The sequence below is a fragment of the Hoeflea marina genome, assembly GCF_003182275.1.
Taxonomy (GTDB): domain Bacteria; phylum Pseudomonadota; class Alphaproteobacteria; order Rhizobiales; family Rhizobiaceae; genus Hoeflea; species Hoeflea marina.
In genome coordinates, this window is record NZ_QGTR01000006.1 from 300,864 (window position 1) to 316,003 (window position 15,140).

General features: G+C 67.5%; 12 protein-coding genes. 10 read left to right on the forward strand and 2 right to left on the reverse strand.

Features of this window, described 5'->3' with window-relative positions; genetic code table 11:
* From DFR52_RS21450 to DFR52_RS21465, 4 genes are read left to right on the forward strand one after another with little or no spacing between them, the layout of a single operon-like run.
* Complete coding sequence (locus DFR52_RS21450) at positions 1 to 534, forward strand: TRAP transporter small permease (RefSeq protein ID WP_110034060.1); 534 nt, start codon at positions 1 to 3, stop codon at positions 532 to 534.
* Positions 531 to 1,997, forward strand: a complete 1,467-nt coding sequence (locus tag DFR52_RS21455; RefSeq protein ID WP_110034061.1) for a M81 family metallopeptidase — start codon at positions 531 to 533, stop codon at positions 1,995 to 1,997. Before DFR52_RS21450 ends, DFR52_RS21455 begins: the two co-directional genes overlap by 4 nt.
* The gene (locus DFR52_RS21460; protein WP_110034062.1) at positions 1,994 to 3,496 is read left to right on the forward strand and encodes an amidohydrolase family protein; all 1,503 of its coding nucleotides are present in this window, start codon (positions 1,994 to 1,996) and stop codon (positions 3,494 to 3,496) included. Before DFR52_RS21455 ends, DFR52_RS21460 begins: the two co-directional genes overlap by 4 nt.
* Positions 3,493 to 4,416 (forward strand): CobW family GTP-binding protein, encoded by a 924-nt coding sequence (locus tag DFR52_RS21465; protein WP_110034063.1) that lies wholly within the window; start codon positions 3,493 to 3,495, stop codon positions 4,414 to 4,416. The genes DFR52_RS21460 and DFR52_RS21465 overlap by 4 nt, the downstream gene beginning before the upstream one ends.
* Positions 4,417 to 4,451: 35 nt before the next feature.
* On the opposite strand, the gene DFR52_RS21470 is transcribed toward DFR52_RS21465, so the two are convergent.
* Positions 4,452 to 5,246, reverse strand: coding sequence for a GntR family transcriptional regulator (locus tag DFR52_RS21470; protein ID WP_146215651.1), 795 nt, complete (start codon positions 5,244 to 5,246; stop codon positions 4,452 to 4,454).
* Positions 5,247 to 5,457: 211 nt separating this feature from the next.
* Here DFR52_RS21470 and DFR52_RS21475 point away from each other — a divergent pair, with 211 nt between their 5' ends.
* The 6 genes from DFR52_RS21475 (at position 5,458) to DFR52_RS21500 (ending at position 13,144) form a co-directional block, all read left to right on the forward strand.
* Positions 5,458 to 6,984, forward strand: coding sequence for an ABC transporter substrate-binding protein (locus DFR52_RS21475; protein WP_110034065.1), 1,527 nt, complete (start codon positions 5,458 to 5,460; stop codon positions 6,982 to 6,984).
* 12 nt (positions 6,985 to 6,996) lie between these two features.
* On the forward strand, positions 6,997 to 7,941 hold the full coding sequence (locus tag DFR52_RS21480) for an ABC transporter permease (RefSeq protein ID WP_110034066.1): 945 nt from the start codon (positions 6,997 to 6,999) through the stop codon (positions 7,939 to 7,941).
* Positions 7,938 to 9,863 carry a dipeptide/oligopeptide/nickel ABC transporter permease/ATP-binding protein gene (locus tag DFR52_RS21485; protein WP_110034067.1) on the forward strand — a complete coding sequence of 642 codons (1,926 nt, stop codon included), beginning with the start codon at positions 7,938 to 7,940 and terminating at the stop codon, positions 9,861 to 9,863. The genes DFR52_RS21480 and DFR52_RS21485 overlap by 4 nt, the downstream gene beginning before the upstream one ends.
* Positions 9,860 to 10,873 (forward strand): oligopeptide/dipeptide ABC transporter ATP-binding protein, encoded by a 1,014-nt coding sequence (locus DFR52_RS21490; protein WP_210205886.1) that lies wholly within the window; start codon positions 9,860 to 9,862, stop codon positions 10,871 to 10,873. The genes DFR52_RS21485 and DFR52_RS21490 overlap by 4 nt, the downstream gene beginning before the upstream one ends.
* Positions 10,873 to 11,832: an alpha/beta hydrolase family protein gene (locus DFR52_RS21495; RefSeq protein WP_110034069.1), complete on the forward strand. Its 960-nt coding sequence runs from the start codon at positions 10,873 to 10,875 to the stop codon at positions 11,830 to 11,832. Before DFR52_RS21490 ends, DFR52_RS21495 begins: the two co-directional genes overlap by 1 nt.
* Positions 11,833 to 11,941: 109 nt before the next feature.
* On the forward strand, positions 11,942 to 13,144 hold the full coding sequence (locus DFR52_RS21500; protein ID WP_110034070.1) for a CaiB/BaiF CoA transferase family protein: 1,203 nt from the start codon (positions 11,942 to 11,944) through the stop codon (positions 13,142 to 13,144).
* A 28-nt stretch (positions 13,145 to 13,172) separates the two neighbouring features.
* Here DFR52_RS21500 and DFR52_RS21505 read toward each other — a convergent pair whose 3' ends face one another.
* A complete protein-coding gene (locus tag DFR52_RS21505; RefSeq protein WP_110034071.1) occupies positions 13,173 to 15,128 on the reverse strand; it encodes a helix-turn-helix domain-containing protein in 1,956 nt (651 codons plus the stop codon).
* Positions 15,129 to 15,140 lie beyond the last annotated feature (12 nt).

Sequence of the window (15,140 nt, forward strand, 5' to 3'; positions counted from 1 at the left end):
ATGCGGGCGATCGCCAATCTCATGGACGCGCTGTCGGCGCTGCTCAACCGGGTGGCCCTCGCGGTGGCAGTCGCCGCGGTGGCGGTGATGCTCGGCGCGGCCGGCTGGCAGGTGATCGCCCGCTATCTCCTCTCCCAGCCTCCGGCCTGGACGGAGGAGCTGGCGCGCTTCTCCATGGTCTGGGGCGGACTGATGGGCGCCTCCTGCGCCTTCCGCACCAAGGTGGACCCGACGCTGTTTCCGGAGGCGCTGGTCATGACCGGCAACCGCGGCCGTCTGCTGCTGGTGGTCCGCAGCCTGGGCGTGCTCGCCTTCGTGCTGCCCACGCTCTGGTTCTGCGTCTTCGGCCCGGGCGCCAATCCAGCCCGGGGCTACATCGCCCGGCTGGCGGGCAGGCAGGCCGAGACGATGGATCTGCCGATGATGGTCTTCGGCATCGCGATCCCGATCGCCTTCGCGGTCATCCTCGTCCATGTGCTGGCCGAACTGGCGCGCGGTTTCGCGCCGGCGGCAGGCGGGGAGAGCCGGCGATGAAGATGTTCATGGCCGCGATGGCCACGGAAACCAACTCGTTTGCGCCCATTCCCACCGGCTGGAGCTCTTTCCGGGAAGGGCTCTACACCAAGGAGGCTTCGCGCCATCCGCCCAGTTCCTTCGCCATTCCGCTGGTGGTCTGGCGCGAGCGCGCCGAGGCGGAGGGCTGGGAGGTGGTCGAGGGTCTCGCCACCTACGCGCAGCCGGCGGGACCGACGATCCGGCAGGTCTACGAGAGCATGCGCGACGACATCCTTGCCGATCTCGAATCCGCGATGCCGGTGGATGTGGTGCTGCTGTCGATGCACGGCGCGATGATCGCCGAGGGCTACGACGACTGCGAAGGCGACCTGATGCAGAGGGCGCGGGGGATCGTCGGCGCCGATGCGGTGATCGGCCTCGAGATCGATCCGCACTGCCACCTGACCGAAGCAATGCTGGAGGCGGCCGACATCATCGTCTGCTTCAAGGAATATCCGCATGTGGACATCGGCGAGCGCGCCGAGGAGGTGTTCTCGCTCTGCGCGGCGACCGTGGCCGGGTCGATCAGGCCGGTGATGCGCGACCACGATTGCCGCATGATGGCCATGTACCACACGCCGTTCGAGCCGATGCGAACCTATGTCGACGCCATGACGGCGATGGAGGGGCAGGGCGGAATCCTGTCGGTGTCGCTGGCACACGGCTTTCCGTGGGGCGACAGTCCGCGCTGCGGCACCCGCACACTGGTGATTGCCGATGGCGATGCCGACGTGGCTGCCGCTGCTGCCCGCGAACTCGGCGACAGGCTCTGGGGCCTGCGCGAGCGCCTGCGCATCCGCTATCCCGACATCGAAACCGGCCTCGACCGGGCCATGGCTGCCGACGCCGGGCCGGTGGTGCTGGCCGATTTTGCCGACAATGCCGGCGGCGGCGCGCCGTCGGATTCGACCTTCGTGCTCCGCGCGGTGCTCGACCGCGGGCTCAAGGACGTGGCGATGAGCCTGTTCTGGGATCCGGTGCTCACCCGCATGTGCATCGATGCCGGCGTCGGCGCGGTGATGCGGATCCGCCTCGGCGGCAAGATCGGACCGATGTCCGGCGATCCGGTCGATCTCGATGTGACGGTCCGCGGCATCCGGCTCGACGCCACCCAGCTCTTCGGCAAGGGACTTCAGCGCCTTGGCGACAGCGTGTGGCTGGAGGCCGACGGCGTGCATCTGGTCATCAACTCGGTGCGCAGCCAGACGTTTCATCCGCAGGTCTTCACCGATCTCGGCATCGATCTCGCCGCCATGAAGGTGATCGTGGTCAAGTCGTCGCAGCATTTCCATGCAGCCTTCGCGCCGATCGCCTCGGAGGTGATTCATCTCGCCACCCCCGGCGCCATAACCCCGGATTTCACCATCATCCCCTTCACGCGGCGCGATGATGATTACTGGCCCAAGACCGAAAATCCGACGTCCGAAAAGGTACGACCATGACCCAGTCCTTCGACATTCTCATTCGCAACGGCCGGGTGATCGATCCGGAAACCGGTTTTGACGAAGTCTGCGACGTCGGCATTTCCGGCCACACCATCGTGGCGATCGGCACCGATATCGGCGGCGGCATCCGGGAAATCGACGCCACCGGGTTGATCGTCTCGCCCGGCTTCATCGACCTGCACGGGCACGGCCAGTCGGTGGCGGCGGACCGGATGCAGGCCTTCGACGGCGTGACGACGTCGCTGGAACTGGAGGTGGGGGCGCTGCCGGTGGCCGGCTGGTACGAGGAACAGGCAAAGACGCCGCGCGTGCTCAACTACGGCACGTCTGCTGCATGGATCTTCGCCCGCAAGGCGACGCTCGGCGTCATCGAGCTCGACGCCTCGGTGCATCCGATCGACCAGATGGGCAAGGGCTCGCAGGACATGCGCTGGTCGACGGAAGCCACAGACGCCGGCCAGACCGCGGAGATCGTCGGGCATCTGCGCCGCGGCCTCGACGAGGGCGCCATCGGCATCGGCATTCCCAACGGCTACGCGCCCGGCGCGGGCGTCAAGGAACTGAGCTGCGTCTGCGACCTCGCCTTCGAATACGGCACGCCGACCTTCACCCACATCGCCTATATGAGCAACATCGATCCTCAGAGCTCGGTCGACAGCTATGTGCAACTGATCGGGCTGGCCGGAGCGACCGGCGCGCACATGCACATCTGCCACCTCAACTCCACCAGCCTGATGGACATCGAGCGCGTGGTCGAGCTGGTCGCCAGGGCGCAGGCGCAAGGCCTGCCGGTGACCACCGAAGCCTATCCCTACGGCACCGGCGCCACCGTGGTCAGCGCCGGCTTCTTTACCGACCCCGACTTCAGCAAGCGGACAGGCAGCCCGTATGATGCCATCGAGCTGATCCGCAACCATCATCGGTTCACCGATGTCGAGGACATCAAGCGGGCGCGCGACGAGGCGCCAGCCGACCTGGTGATGTGGCATTTCCTAGATGTCGACGTGAACGCCGAGCACCGCCGGCTTCTCGACCTGTCGGTGACCTATCCGGGCGGCTCCATCGCCTCCGACGCCATGCCCTGGATCGAGCCCGACGGCCGCATCTACACGGGAACCGAATGGCCGCTGCCCGAGAACCTCTCGGCGCATCCGCGCTCGTCGGGCACGTTCACCCGCTTCCTGCGCGACCATGTGCGCGAGCGGCGGACGCTGCCGCTGGTCGAGGCGCTGGCCAAGTGCACCATCCATCCCGCCCGGGTGATCGAGGGCTGCGCGCCGCAGATCCGCCGGAAGGCCCGCCTGCAGGTGGGATGCGACGCCGACGTGGTGGTCTTCGACCTCGAGAGGATCACCGACCGCGCCACCTTCACCGACATGAACCGGACGTCGGAAGGGGTCGTGCATCTTCTGGTCAACGGCGCGCCCGCCATCAGCGACGGCGAACTCGACATCGCCGCCCGCGGCGGCCGCCCGCTGCGCAGCGCGGCGGGATGAGCGTCCCCATCCTGCTCGTCACCGGCTTTCTCGGCGCCGGCAAGACCAGCTTCGTCAATCGGCTGCTGCAGGCCGAGCACGGCCGGCGCATCGCCACCATCGTCAACGACTTCGGCGCCATCAACATTGATGCGATGCTGATCGGCGAGGCGGACGACACGGTGATCGGGCTCAAGAACGGCTGCATCTGCTGTTCGCTGCAGGGCGACCTGCTGCGGACGCTGCGCCAGATCCTTGGCCGGCCCGAGAGCTTCGACCTGATCGTGGTCGAGGCCAGCGGCGTTGCCGACCCGGCGGGCATCGTCCAGGCGCTGATGGATCCGGTGATCTGGCAGAGTGCGGCGCTCGACACCATCGTCTGCGTCGTCGATGCCGAGGATGCCGGGTCGCGGCGGGGCGACCCGTTATGGCAGGCGCAGCTGCGGCAGGCCGATCTCGTCTGCCTGTCGAAGACCGAGGCATTGGATGCCGAGGCTGCCGCTGCAGTCCGGCAGCTGCTTGCCGCTGCGGGCAAGACCAGGGTCTTCGACGCCGGTGATCCGCTGCTGCCGCTGACCGCGATTCTGGGGCAGGCGAGATCCAGCCGCATCAGTTGCAGCGAGCCGGGCAGCATTTCCGACGACCGCTTCGCCTCGCTGGAGTGGGATCATCCCGGTTCCCTGCCGCTGGCGGGGTTCCAGGCCGTCATCGGCCGGCTGTCGCCGTCCCTGCTCAGGGTGAAGGGCTTCCTGCGGCTTGACGAGCATGGTGACCGGACGCTGGTCTTCCAGATGGCCGGGCAGCGGGCGACGCTGGCACCGGCGGGGACCGTGCAGGCCGCGGGATGCCGGCTGGTGCTGATCGGCGAGCGCGACAGCTTCGACCCGGCCGCCGCCCGCGACATGCTCGATGCCGCGGCGCGCGGGAGCCTTGCACCGTAAGCCAGCCATCTGCCATGCAGCATCATTCGTGACGTTCAGGATTCGGGAAAGCCGCCCAGTTCGTACAGGCGCTCGCGGTCGTCGACCTCGATGTTGATGTCGAAGACGACGCCGTCCGTCCGGTAGACCAGCTGTGCGAGGCAGATCACCTGTCCGCGCGGGTTCTGGAAGATGCGGCGCACGCGGACGACGGGCTCGTGCATCTGGATGTCGAGCTCTGCGGCCTCGTGCGGCATCGAGGAGACCACCCGAAAGGTCTGGCGCACCCTGCTCAGTCCGATCTCCTTGGTGTCGTAGAGCAGCGTGCTGACCAGCTCGGTTGCCCAGAGGCGCTCCGGCACGGCCGCGTAGGCGTGCGTGGCGATGAGGTATTCCCCGACGATGAAGGGACGATCGTTCCGCGAAAAGCTGCGCTTCATGTAGTGGTAGGACCCGAACGCCTCACCCTCGTCCTCGGAGATGCGCAGTTCCTGGTTGGCGGGCCGCGAGGCCAGGACCCGGAAGTTGAGGCCGTCGCCCCGCCTGGCCGGCGAGCGGGTCAGCAGGTAGGGAACCGCGCCGGGCATCTCCGGCTTCGCGGTGACAAAGGTTCCGCGCCCACGCTCGGCGCGGATCAGCCCTTCCTTCTCGAGACCGTTGATGGCGTGCCGCACGGTCATGGCCGAAACGCCGAACGTCGCCACCAACTGCTTGAGCGTCGGCAGCCTGTCGCCGATGGTCAGCGCCTCGTCAGCGATCTGCCGCCGGATGATGGCGGCCAGCTGCACGTAATAGGGCGTGCCGTCCTCCCGGAGCAACTGCTTCTGTTCGGGCGCACTGTGCAAGATCACGCTTCCTTCCGATGATGGGCCGCCGGTTATGACATCCCGGTGCGGGACAGACAACGGCTGCGATTTCGGTTCCGGCCGCGAGAAACCGTTTGAGCTGCCGCCATGATAGTGATAAAGTGCTATATGTAAATCACAATGCGAGGAGGTGGAGCTCTCCGCGTGTGACGGGCGCTTTCTGTCTGCGCCGCCAACTCAGGCTGGGAGGGCCGAGATGCGAAACTGGATCACCACACCCGTAATGTCGCTTGCCTTTGCGACGGTTCTGTCGGTCGGAGCCGCGATGGCGGCTGCCGACGGTCCGGCAGGCACCTTCAAATATGCCGAGCAGGTCAAGCTCATCACCATGGACCCGCAGCAGCAGAGCGGCAGCGGCGTGCCGTATCTGCGGCCGGTCTATGAATCACTGTTTGAAATGTCGCCCGACGGCAAGCCCGTGCCGCTCTTGGCCACCGGCTACAAGATCGACGGCCTCACAGTGCTGATCACGCTGCGCGAAGGCGTCAGCTTTAGCAACGGCGAGGCTTTCAATGCCGAGGTCGCTGCGGCCAACATCAATCGCGGCGTCAAGCTCGGCATCATCGAAGGCCTCAAGACCGTCGAGAGCGCCGATGCCGCCGACCCGTACACGCTGCGGATCAAGCTCAGCGAAGCGGATCCGGCCATTATCGACAGCCTCTGCTTCACGGGCGGCATGATGCTGGCGCCCGCGGCGATGGCCGACCCGGCGATCGACCGCAACCCGGTCGGCACCGGTCCCTATGTCCACAGCAAGGACCAGTCGCGCGAGGGCGAGGTCCAGGTCTACACGCCGAACCCGACCTACTGGGACAAGGACCAGATCGGACTTGCCCGCTACGAGGTCTGGGAGATTCCGGACGACACGGCGCGCCTCAACGCGCTCAAGACCGGCCAGATCGACGCCGGCAACTGGCTCGCCAACCCGCAATCGGCCATCATCGAGCGCACCGCGGGGCTCAAACTCATCCGCAACACCGGCGGCCTCAACTACCACGTCATCATTTCCGACCGCGAGGGAACCGTCGTGCCCGCCTTCGCCGACCGGAATGTCCGCCTGGCCATGGCCCACTCGATCGACCGCGCGGCATTCGGCAAGGCCGTGCTGTTCGGCCTGGCCGACGATTCCTACCAGCCCTACGCCAAGGGCAACTGGGCCTACGACCCCGCGCTCGAGGGGGTTTATGCCTTCGATCTCGCCAAGGCCCGCGAACTGATGGCCCAGTCGAAATTTCCAGACGGCTTCGCGTTCGACATGCCCTCGATCCCGATCTACCAGTCACGGCTCGAGGCGCTGGCCGGGTTCTTCAAGGAAATCAACATTACCATGAACATCGTGCCGCTGGAGCCGGGAACCCTTGCCCGCCGCAGCCGGACGACGGATTTCCCTGCGACCAACCTGGTCTGGAACACCAACACCGATCCGAAGTTCCTCGCGCTCCGCTACATCTACGAGGACGGCGCCTACAATCCATTCAAGGCCAAGCCGAGCGACGAACTGCTGTCGCTGGCAAAGGCCGGTCTGGAGTCGGTGGAGACCGACCAGCGCGGGCCGATCTACCGGAAGATGGCGGCGAGGCTGGCGGAGGAGGCATTCCTGATCTTCGTCGCCAATTCTCCGATCCTCATCGGCACAAGCGAGAAGACGGCCGCCAACCCGACGGTGGTCTACCGCTACGGCGAGGATTCGATCAATCTTCGCGGCCTCAAGTCCAACGACTGAATCGCGGTCCCCATGCTGAAGCTCATCGTCCAGCGGCTTCTCGCGCTGGTGCCCCTGCTGTTCATCGTCTCGGTGCTGACGTTCTCGTTCACGTCGCTGCTTCCGAGCGATCCGGTCGACCTGATCATCGGCGACGCCGGCACCCAGGAGCAGTACGAAATGGTCCGCCACCGGCTCGGCCTCGATGAACCCGTCCACCTGCGCTACCTTCAGTGGCTCGGGCGGGCGGTGCAGGGGGACCTCGGGACCTCCTTCTTCAACAGCGTCAGCGTGACGGGGGCCGTCATGCAGCGGCTCCCCGTCACGCTGTCGCTGACGGTCATGTCGGCGATCATCGCCATCGTCATCGGTGTCGCCGCCGGCGTGGCGGCGGCGCTGCGCCCGCGGTCCTGGATCGACCGCTTCGCCACCCTCGGCGCCACCTTCGGCCAGGCGGTCCCGAATTTCTGGTTCGGGCTGATCCTGGTCGCCATCTTCGCGGTCAATCTGCGCTGGTTTCCCGCCACCGGTTTCACGCCCCTGACCCAGTCCCCCTGGGAGTGGCTGCGCAGCGTCATCCTGCCGTCGATCGCGCTCGGAACCTCATCGAGCGCGGCGATCGCCCGCCAGGTCCGCTCAGCCATGGTCGGAGTTCTGCAGCAGGACTACATCCGCGCCGCCCGAGCCCAGGGGCTGCCGTTCCGGCGCGTCATCTTCCGCCACGCATTGACCAACGCCATGGTGCCGGTGGTCGCGGTCCTGTCGTTCCAGATCACCGTGCTCCTCGGCGGCGCGCTGATCGTCGAGCAGGTCTTCGCCATCAACGGTCTCGGCACGCTCGCCATCGGCGCGGTGCGCCAGCAGGACATTCCCATGCTGCAGGGCCTGGTGCTGGTGATGGTCGCGCTGGTGGTCGCCGTCCAGCTCGCCACGGACGTCATCTATGGCCTCATCAACCCCAAAGCGAGGCCTTCGTGAGCATCGACACCAAGACCATGCCTCAAGCCCTGCCCAGCGGCCGCCGGCGGCCGGGCGGAGCACCCGTCCTCATCGGCATCGCCGTGGCCGTGCTCCTGCTGCTCGCCTTGCTCGCCGTTTTTGCCGAGTGGGTCGCGCCCTACGATCCGCTCAGGCAGAGCCTGATGGAGGCCCTGCAGGGACCGTCGACCGCTCACTGGCTGGGGACCGACGATCTCGGACGCGATGTCCTCAGCCGGCTGATCTACGGCTGCCGCATCGCGGTCATCGCCGCGGCCGAGGCCACGACGATCGCGGTCCTGCTCGGCGTGCCCATCGGCCTCTTCATCGGCTACCGCGGCGGACTGTGGGACTGGATCGTGATGCGCATCGTCGAGGCGGTGGTCTCGATTCCGGGTATCATGGTGGCGATCGTCATCATCGCCATTCTCGGCGCCGGACTGCACCGGGCGATGATCGCGCTCGGCATCCTGTTTTCCACCTCGTTCCTGCGGCTCGCCCGCGGCGTCGTGCTGGCCGAGCGCGAGGAGGTCTATGTCCGCTCGGCCCGCGTGGTCGGCGCCTCCGACAGCCGCATCCTGATGCGCCACATCTTCCCCAACATCGCCCCGCCGCTGATCGTGCAGGTGACCCTGACCGTCGGCGCGGTGCTTTTGGCCGAGGCCGGGCTCAGCTTCATCGGCCTGGGCGTCCAACCGCCGCAGGCCAGCTGGGGAACTATGCTCAACACCGCGGCGGCCTTCATGGACTTCAACTGGTTCCTGTCGGTGCCGCCGGGCATCGCCATCATCCTCACCGTGCTGTCGGTCAACCTGCTGGGCGACGTGCTGCGCGATTCGATCGGGCGCGGCATCGCCGTCGATGCGGATCCGCGGGCGCCGGCCGCCCGCTATGCGGCGGAACTTCCGGCCACCGCCGCATCGGCGCCGGTTCCCCGTCGCGACGACGAGATCCTCAGGGTGGAACACCTCCAGGTGATGGTGCCCGGCCGCGCCGGCGGCGAGGTGCCGGTTATCACCGACCTGTCGCTGAGCATCGGCCGCGGCGAGACGCTCGGGCTGGTGGGTGAATCGGGTTCCGGCAAGACGCTGACCGGACTCGCCATCCTCGGCCTGCTCGGCGCCGGGGTCCGCGCCACCCACGGCTCCATCGAACTCAACGGCCGCGACCTGCGCACGCTTCCGCGCAGCGGGCTCGAAGAGGTGCGCGGCAACGAGGTGGCCATGGTGTTCCAGGACCCGACCACCAGCCTCAACCCCGCCTTCACGGTCGGCAGCCAGATCGCCGAGGTGCTGCGCGTCAAGCAGGGCCTCGGCCGCCGCCAGGCTTGGGCGCGCTCGGTCGAGCTCATCGACCGGGTCGGCATTCCCCGGCCGGCCGAGCGCGCCGGCGCCTACCCTCACGAGCTCTCCGGCGGCATGGCGCAGCGCGTCGCCATCGCCCGGGCGCTGAGCTGCAATCCGTCGCTGCTGATCGCCGACGAGCCGACCACCGCCCTCGACGTCACCGTGCAGCAGGAGATCCTCGATCTCTTCCGCGACCTGCAGGACGAGTTCGGCATGGCGATCCTGTTCGTCACCCACGACCTGGCGGTAGCCGCCGACATCTGCGACCGCGTCGGCGTCATGTATGCCGGCGAGATGGTGGAGATGGCCGGCGTCGACGCGCTGTTCGCCGATCCGCGCCACCCCTACACAAGCGGCCTGCTCAGTGCCATGCCGCACGCCTCCGACCGCAATCCGCCGCTGCCGACCATTCGCGGCAACGTCCCGCGGCCGGGAACGTGGCCTTTGGGCTGCCGCTTCGCCGACCGCTGCGATTTCCGGATCGCGGCATGCGACCGGCGCATCCCGCTCACCGGCAGCCGGCGGCAGGTGCGCTGCGTGCGGGCAGGCGAACCGGAGTTGGAGGCCGCGTCGTGACCGACAAGCCGCTTCTCGAGATCACCGACCTGGATGTCACCTATCGGGACCGCTCGCTCCTGGGCTTCGGCGGCCGGACCTTTCATGCGGTCAAGGGGGCCAACCTCGTCATCCGCGCAGGCGAGACGCTCGGCCTTGTGGGCGAGTCGGGCTCCGGCAAATCCTCCATCGCCAACACCGTGCTCGGCCTGGTCCCCGCGTCGGGCGGCTCGATCCGCTTCGGCGACGTCGATCTGGCGGCGATGAAGACGCGCTACCCGCCGGCGGTGCGCAGCCGGATCCAGGCAGTGTTCCAGGACCCCTATTCCTCGCTCAACGCGTCGATGACGGTGGAGGCCATCGTCACCGAACCTTTGCGTGTCCACACCGCCATGAACCGGGCCGAGCGCCGGGACCGGGCAGTCGAGCTGCTGAAGCTGGTCTCGCTCTCCGAGGAGCATCTCACCCGGCATCCGCACCAGTTCTCGGGCGGCCAGCGGCAGCGAATCGCCATCGCCTCGGCGCTGGCGCTTCAGCCGAAGCTCATCGTGCTCGACGAGCCGGTGAGCGCGCTCGACGTCTCGACCCAGAACCAGATCATCAACCTGCTCTACGAGCGGCGCGAGGAACTTGGCATCGCCTATCTGCTGATCGCCCACGACCTGGCGCTGGTGCACCACATCTCGGACCGGATCGCGGTGATGTATCTGGGCCATATCGTCGAGGAGGGGCCGTCCGACCGGGTCTACCGCGCGCCGGCCCATCCCTACACGAAGGCGCTGCTGGATGCAGTGCCGCTGCTGGACCCGGCGGCCCAGCGCCGGCGACGCGCGGCGCGGAAGATCGCGCCGGCCCAGGACGCGACCCGCGTGGCGGAGACGGGCTGTCCCTACAGGAACCGGTGCCCGAGCGCCATGGCGCGCTGCGCGCAGCACATGCCTCCGGCCTATCCGGTGGAGGGTGGCGGAACCGCCAGCTGCTTCCTGCTTGCACCCGATACCGGCGGCGAAACACCCGGGGAGGCGGCCTGATGAGCACCGTGCCCTACCGGTCCGCCGCCGCCGAAAACGGGATCCTGGAAGCCCACGATATCCTGGCCGGTGGTCCGGACCTCGAGCGGCCGCTCACCTGCCGGTGGCCGGCGGAACGGCCGCCGCTCGGTGTTGTCGTCTTCTGCCACGGGCTCGGCTCGGGTCCGCGGCATTACGGGGCGCTGTCACGCCACTGGGCCTCGAACGGCTACCTGGTGGTGCATCCCGGCTTCGACGATGCCATCGAGGTGGTGGCCCGCGCCGAGCCCGAACTCGGACTTGATCCGCAAGCCGACCTTTCGAACTGGTCGACAGTCGAACCGGTGCGCGCCCGCATGCACGAGATCCTGCACGCGCCCGACCGCTGGATGGGGCGGCTGGCGGTCGTCCGCGCCACAGCCCGCGCGCTGCCGGAGATCCTCGAGGCCACGGCAGGGGCGTTGCGCCAGCCGGTCCCGCGCGCGATTGCGGGTCATTCGTTCGGCGCCTACACCGCGCAGCTGCTGGCGGGCGCCGAAATCGACCTACCCGGCCTGTCCGCGCAGCGTTTCAGCGAGCCGGGATTTGCCGCCGCCATCCTTCTGAGCGCCCAGGGCCGCGCGCAGCAGGGACTGCGCGACGGATCCTGGGCGCACATCGACGGTCCGCTGCTCAACGTCACCGGCACCCTCGACCGCGGCGCCAATGGCGGCGACTGGCGCTGGAAATGCGAGCCCTACGATCTTGCGCCCGATGGCGGCAAGTATCTCGCGGTCCTCGAGGGCGCCGATCACTTTCTCGGCGGCTTCACCGAGACCGCGGCGCGAGGCGCCGGCAGTCCCGCCCAGAGCGACGCCGTCCGGCAGCTGACACTGGCCTTTCTCGACGCCCATCTGCCTGGTCGCCCGGCCGCGCGCGACTGGCTCGCCTCCGTCACCGATCGCATCGGCGACTGCCCCGTTCTCTACAAGAGGAAATAGCCGTGGAATCCCCGAATCAAGTTCTCATCGCAGGGCATCGGAATGCCGGCCGGCCGCGGCGGGCCATGAAGACGGCGGCAGGATCTGCTGTCGTGCGGGGAGACATCTGATGTTCCAGCCACTCTCCGGTCTTCGTGTCATCGATCTCACGCAGGTGCTCGCCGGGCCCTATGCGGCCTATCAGCTCGGTCTGATGGGGGCGGAGGTGCTGAAGGTCGAGGCGCCCGGGATCGGTGACTGGTCGCGTGACAAGGGGCTTATTGCCGACCTCAACGCCGAAGGCATGGGCCTGACCTATCTCACCCAGAACGCCAACAAGAAATCGGTCACGCTCAACCTCAAGAGCGCCGAGGGTGTCGACATCTTCAAGCAGCTGCTGGGCGACGCCGACGTCTTCATCGAGAACTTCCGGCCGGGCACCGTCGCCGGCCTCGGCCTGTCCTTCGATGCGGTGCGCGCGATCAATCCGAAGATCGTCTACTGTTCGATTTCCGCCTTCGGGCAGGACGGCGCTATGAGCCATCGTCCTGCCTATGACCACGTCATCCAGGGCATGTGCGGCATCATGAAGACCACGGGCACGGTCGAGACCGGCCCGCAGAAGGTGGGCGCGCCCTACATCGATTACGCCACGGGGCTCAATGCGGCCTTCGCGATCGTCTCCGCCCTGCACGAGACGAAGCGCACCGGCGCCGCGCTGCATCTCGACGTCGCCATGCTCGACACGTCGATGCTGCTGATGGCGTCGCTGCTCACCAGTCACCTGACGGCCGGCTGGATGCCGAAACCGTCCGGCAACGAGGCCTGGAGCCAGAGCCCGTCGTCCGGCGCCTTCGAAACCTCCGACGGGCTGCTGATGGTCGCCGCCAACAACGACAAGCAGTTCCGGGCGCTGTGCCGTGGTCTTGGACGATCCGACATCCTCGCCGACGTGCGTTGGGGCGATCCCGAGGCGCGCGGGCGAAATGCCGCCGGCCTGAGGGCCGAACTCGTCGCCATCTTTCTGGAGCGGCCGGCGATCGAATGGGAAGGGCTGCTCGATGTCGCGGGAGTCCCGGCGGCCAAGGTGCGGTCGCTCGACGAGGTGCTGGCCGAGGACCATGCCGCGAGCCGGGCCTTCACCCGCCCGATGGCCTGGCCGGCCGCGCCGCACGCGGTCCATCTTCCGACGCTCGGCTTCAAGGTCAACTGCGAGGTCATCGCGGCGACGGCGCCGCCGCCCGAGCTCGGTGGCAGCACCCGCGAGGTGCTCGCGGGTCTGGGCTACAGCGAGGCCGACCTGGTCCGGCTGGCCGAAGAGGGAACCATCTGATCCGGCGGAGGACCAAATGCTGCAGCCATCATCCGGTCCCGCCCGGTTCGCCGCCACCTTCCAGCAGCACGCCGAGCCTGAGCGCGATGTGCAGTTCGAGCGCGCGAGTCGGATCGTCCCAGCCGCCGGTGATGTGGCGCAGGCTTTCGAGCCGTTGCCGGACCGTGTTGACATGCAGGCCGAGCGTGTCGGCGGTGCGCTTGATGTTGTGCTGGCCGTCGAGATAGCACAGCAAAGTCCGCTTCAGCTCTTCAGCCTGGCGCGGCGGCCGCTCATCGATCGGCCGCAGGACGCGCTGCATGTAGGCGGCAAGGGCCGCCGCGTCCCCGGTCTCGAACATCCTGGCGAAGAAATCCATCTGCGATTGCGCCACGAAATGCTCGAGCGGCCGCATTTTCGTCATCACCTGCAGACCCTTGTTGAGCTGCTGGTAGCGGGTCGACGCGGTCGTCAGGTCGCCGAAGGGCTCGGACAGGATGCCGCCGGCCGTCCAGTCCTGGGCGGCCTTCTTGAGCAGCTGCAGGAAGTCGCGCAGCGAGCCTTCCGGGCCAAGGCCGACATAGGCATCGTCAAGCAGGTCGATGAGAATGTTGGTCTTCGCCGCGCAGTCGCGGATGGTGGCGGTCTGCGCCACGCGGTCATGCCGCGAGACGACGATGAGCGCCAGCATCACCGTTTCGTCATTGTGGAGCCCCAGCCGGTCCCGTATCGCCGAGACGGTCGCCGGATCGGGCAGGGTGACGAGCACCAGGTGCCGCACCAGCGTCGAGGAGGCGGTCAGCTTCTCCGTTTCCCGTTTCTCGTTCCACAGCTTGGCGATCGAGAGGGCAACGGCGCTGCGCTCCAGATTGCGGATCTCGATGGCGTCGAGCTCGCCCTGGTGGCAGATCAGCAGGCACTCGCCGCTGCCGATCCAGCCGTGCAGGGCGATCACCCGGCACTGTTCGTCGCCATTGTGGGCCATCACCACCGACCGGCCGGTCTGGCGGGACTGCGAGGTGGCGTTGATCAGCGGCGCGATGTCGAAGCGGCCGGACGAGAACAGCGCGGCACTGCTGCCGCGATAGCCGGAGGAGATGAATTCGTTGCGCACACCGTGCTCGTCATCGAAGAGGAAGATCGCCGCCCCGATCTGGTTGGCCATCGCCTGGAGGAACTTCTGCAATTCACCTCCCGATGCCAGCAGCGAGGTCATGTCGTCGTGCGCGGCGGCCGATGCCTCGACCCGCTGGATGTAGTCGATGAGGGCGTTCCGGTTGCGCTGCGCCTCGTCGAGGGCCTCGGAGAGCAGCCGGAATGCGCGGGCGTTGCGCATGGCCACGCCCGCATGCAGCGCGAAGGACCCGAGCACCGAGAGATTGCGGCCGCTGAGCTTGCGCGCATAGCGGTCGGCGACGAAGAGAAAGCCGTGAACCTCGCCGTCGGCCAGGATCGGGAATCCCGCAAGCGAGACGATGTTCTCGATCCGGAAGGCCTTGTCCAGCTCCGGCAGATGCCTGAAGCGGGTGTCGTTGAGATAGTCCTGGGTGTCGAAAAAGCTCTTCGACTGCATGATCAGGCTGACGGCGCCGTATTCGAAGGAGCTGGTCATGACGGCGGTGGAGGGGGAGACATAGCCTTCCGAAGCGACCGACCGGAACAGCCCGCTGTCCTCGTCCAGGATCGTCACCCAGGCCAGGTTGGCGCCGACGAGGCTTCGCGCCCGCGACACGATGGTGCGGAACAGGCTCTGAAGCTCCAGGGTCTTGGACAGGTCGTGGGTCGTCTCGATGAGCAGGTTCAGGCTTCGCTCGGCCAGCGCGCTGTCGCGCAGCGACTGGCTGATCTGCTTGACGCTTGCCTGCAACTCCCGGAAGCGGTCGGTCTTCCCCTCCGCCAGGGCGGCACCCGCCATCTCCGCAAGAACTGCCTCGATCTCTGCTTCGCTCGCATCCCGGCGGATGCGGTCGAGAATGCCGACGGTGAGGGCTTCGAGAGTGTCCACCAGATCGCCTCC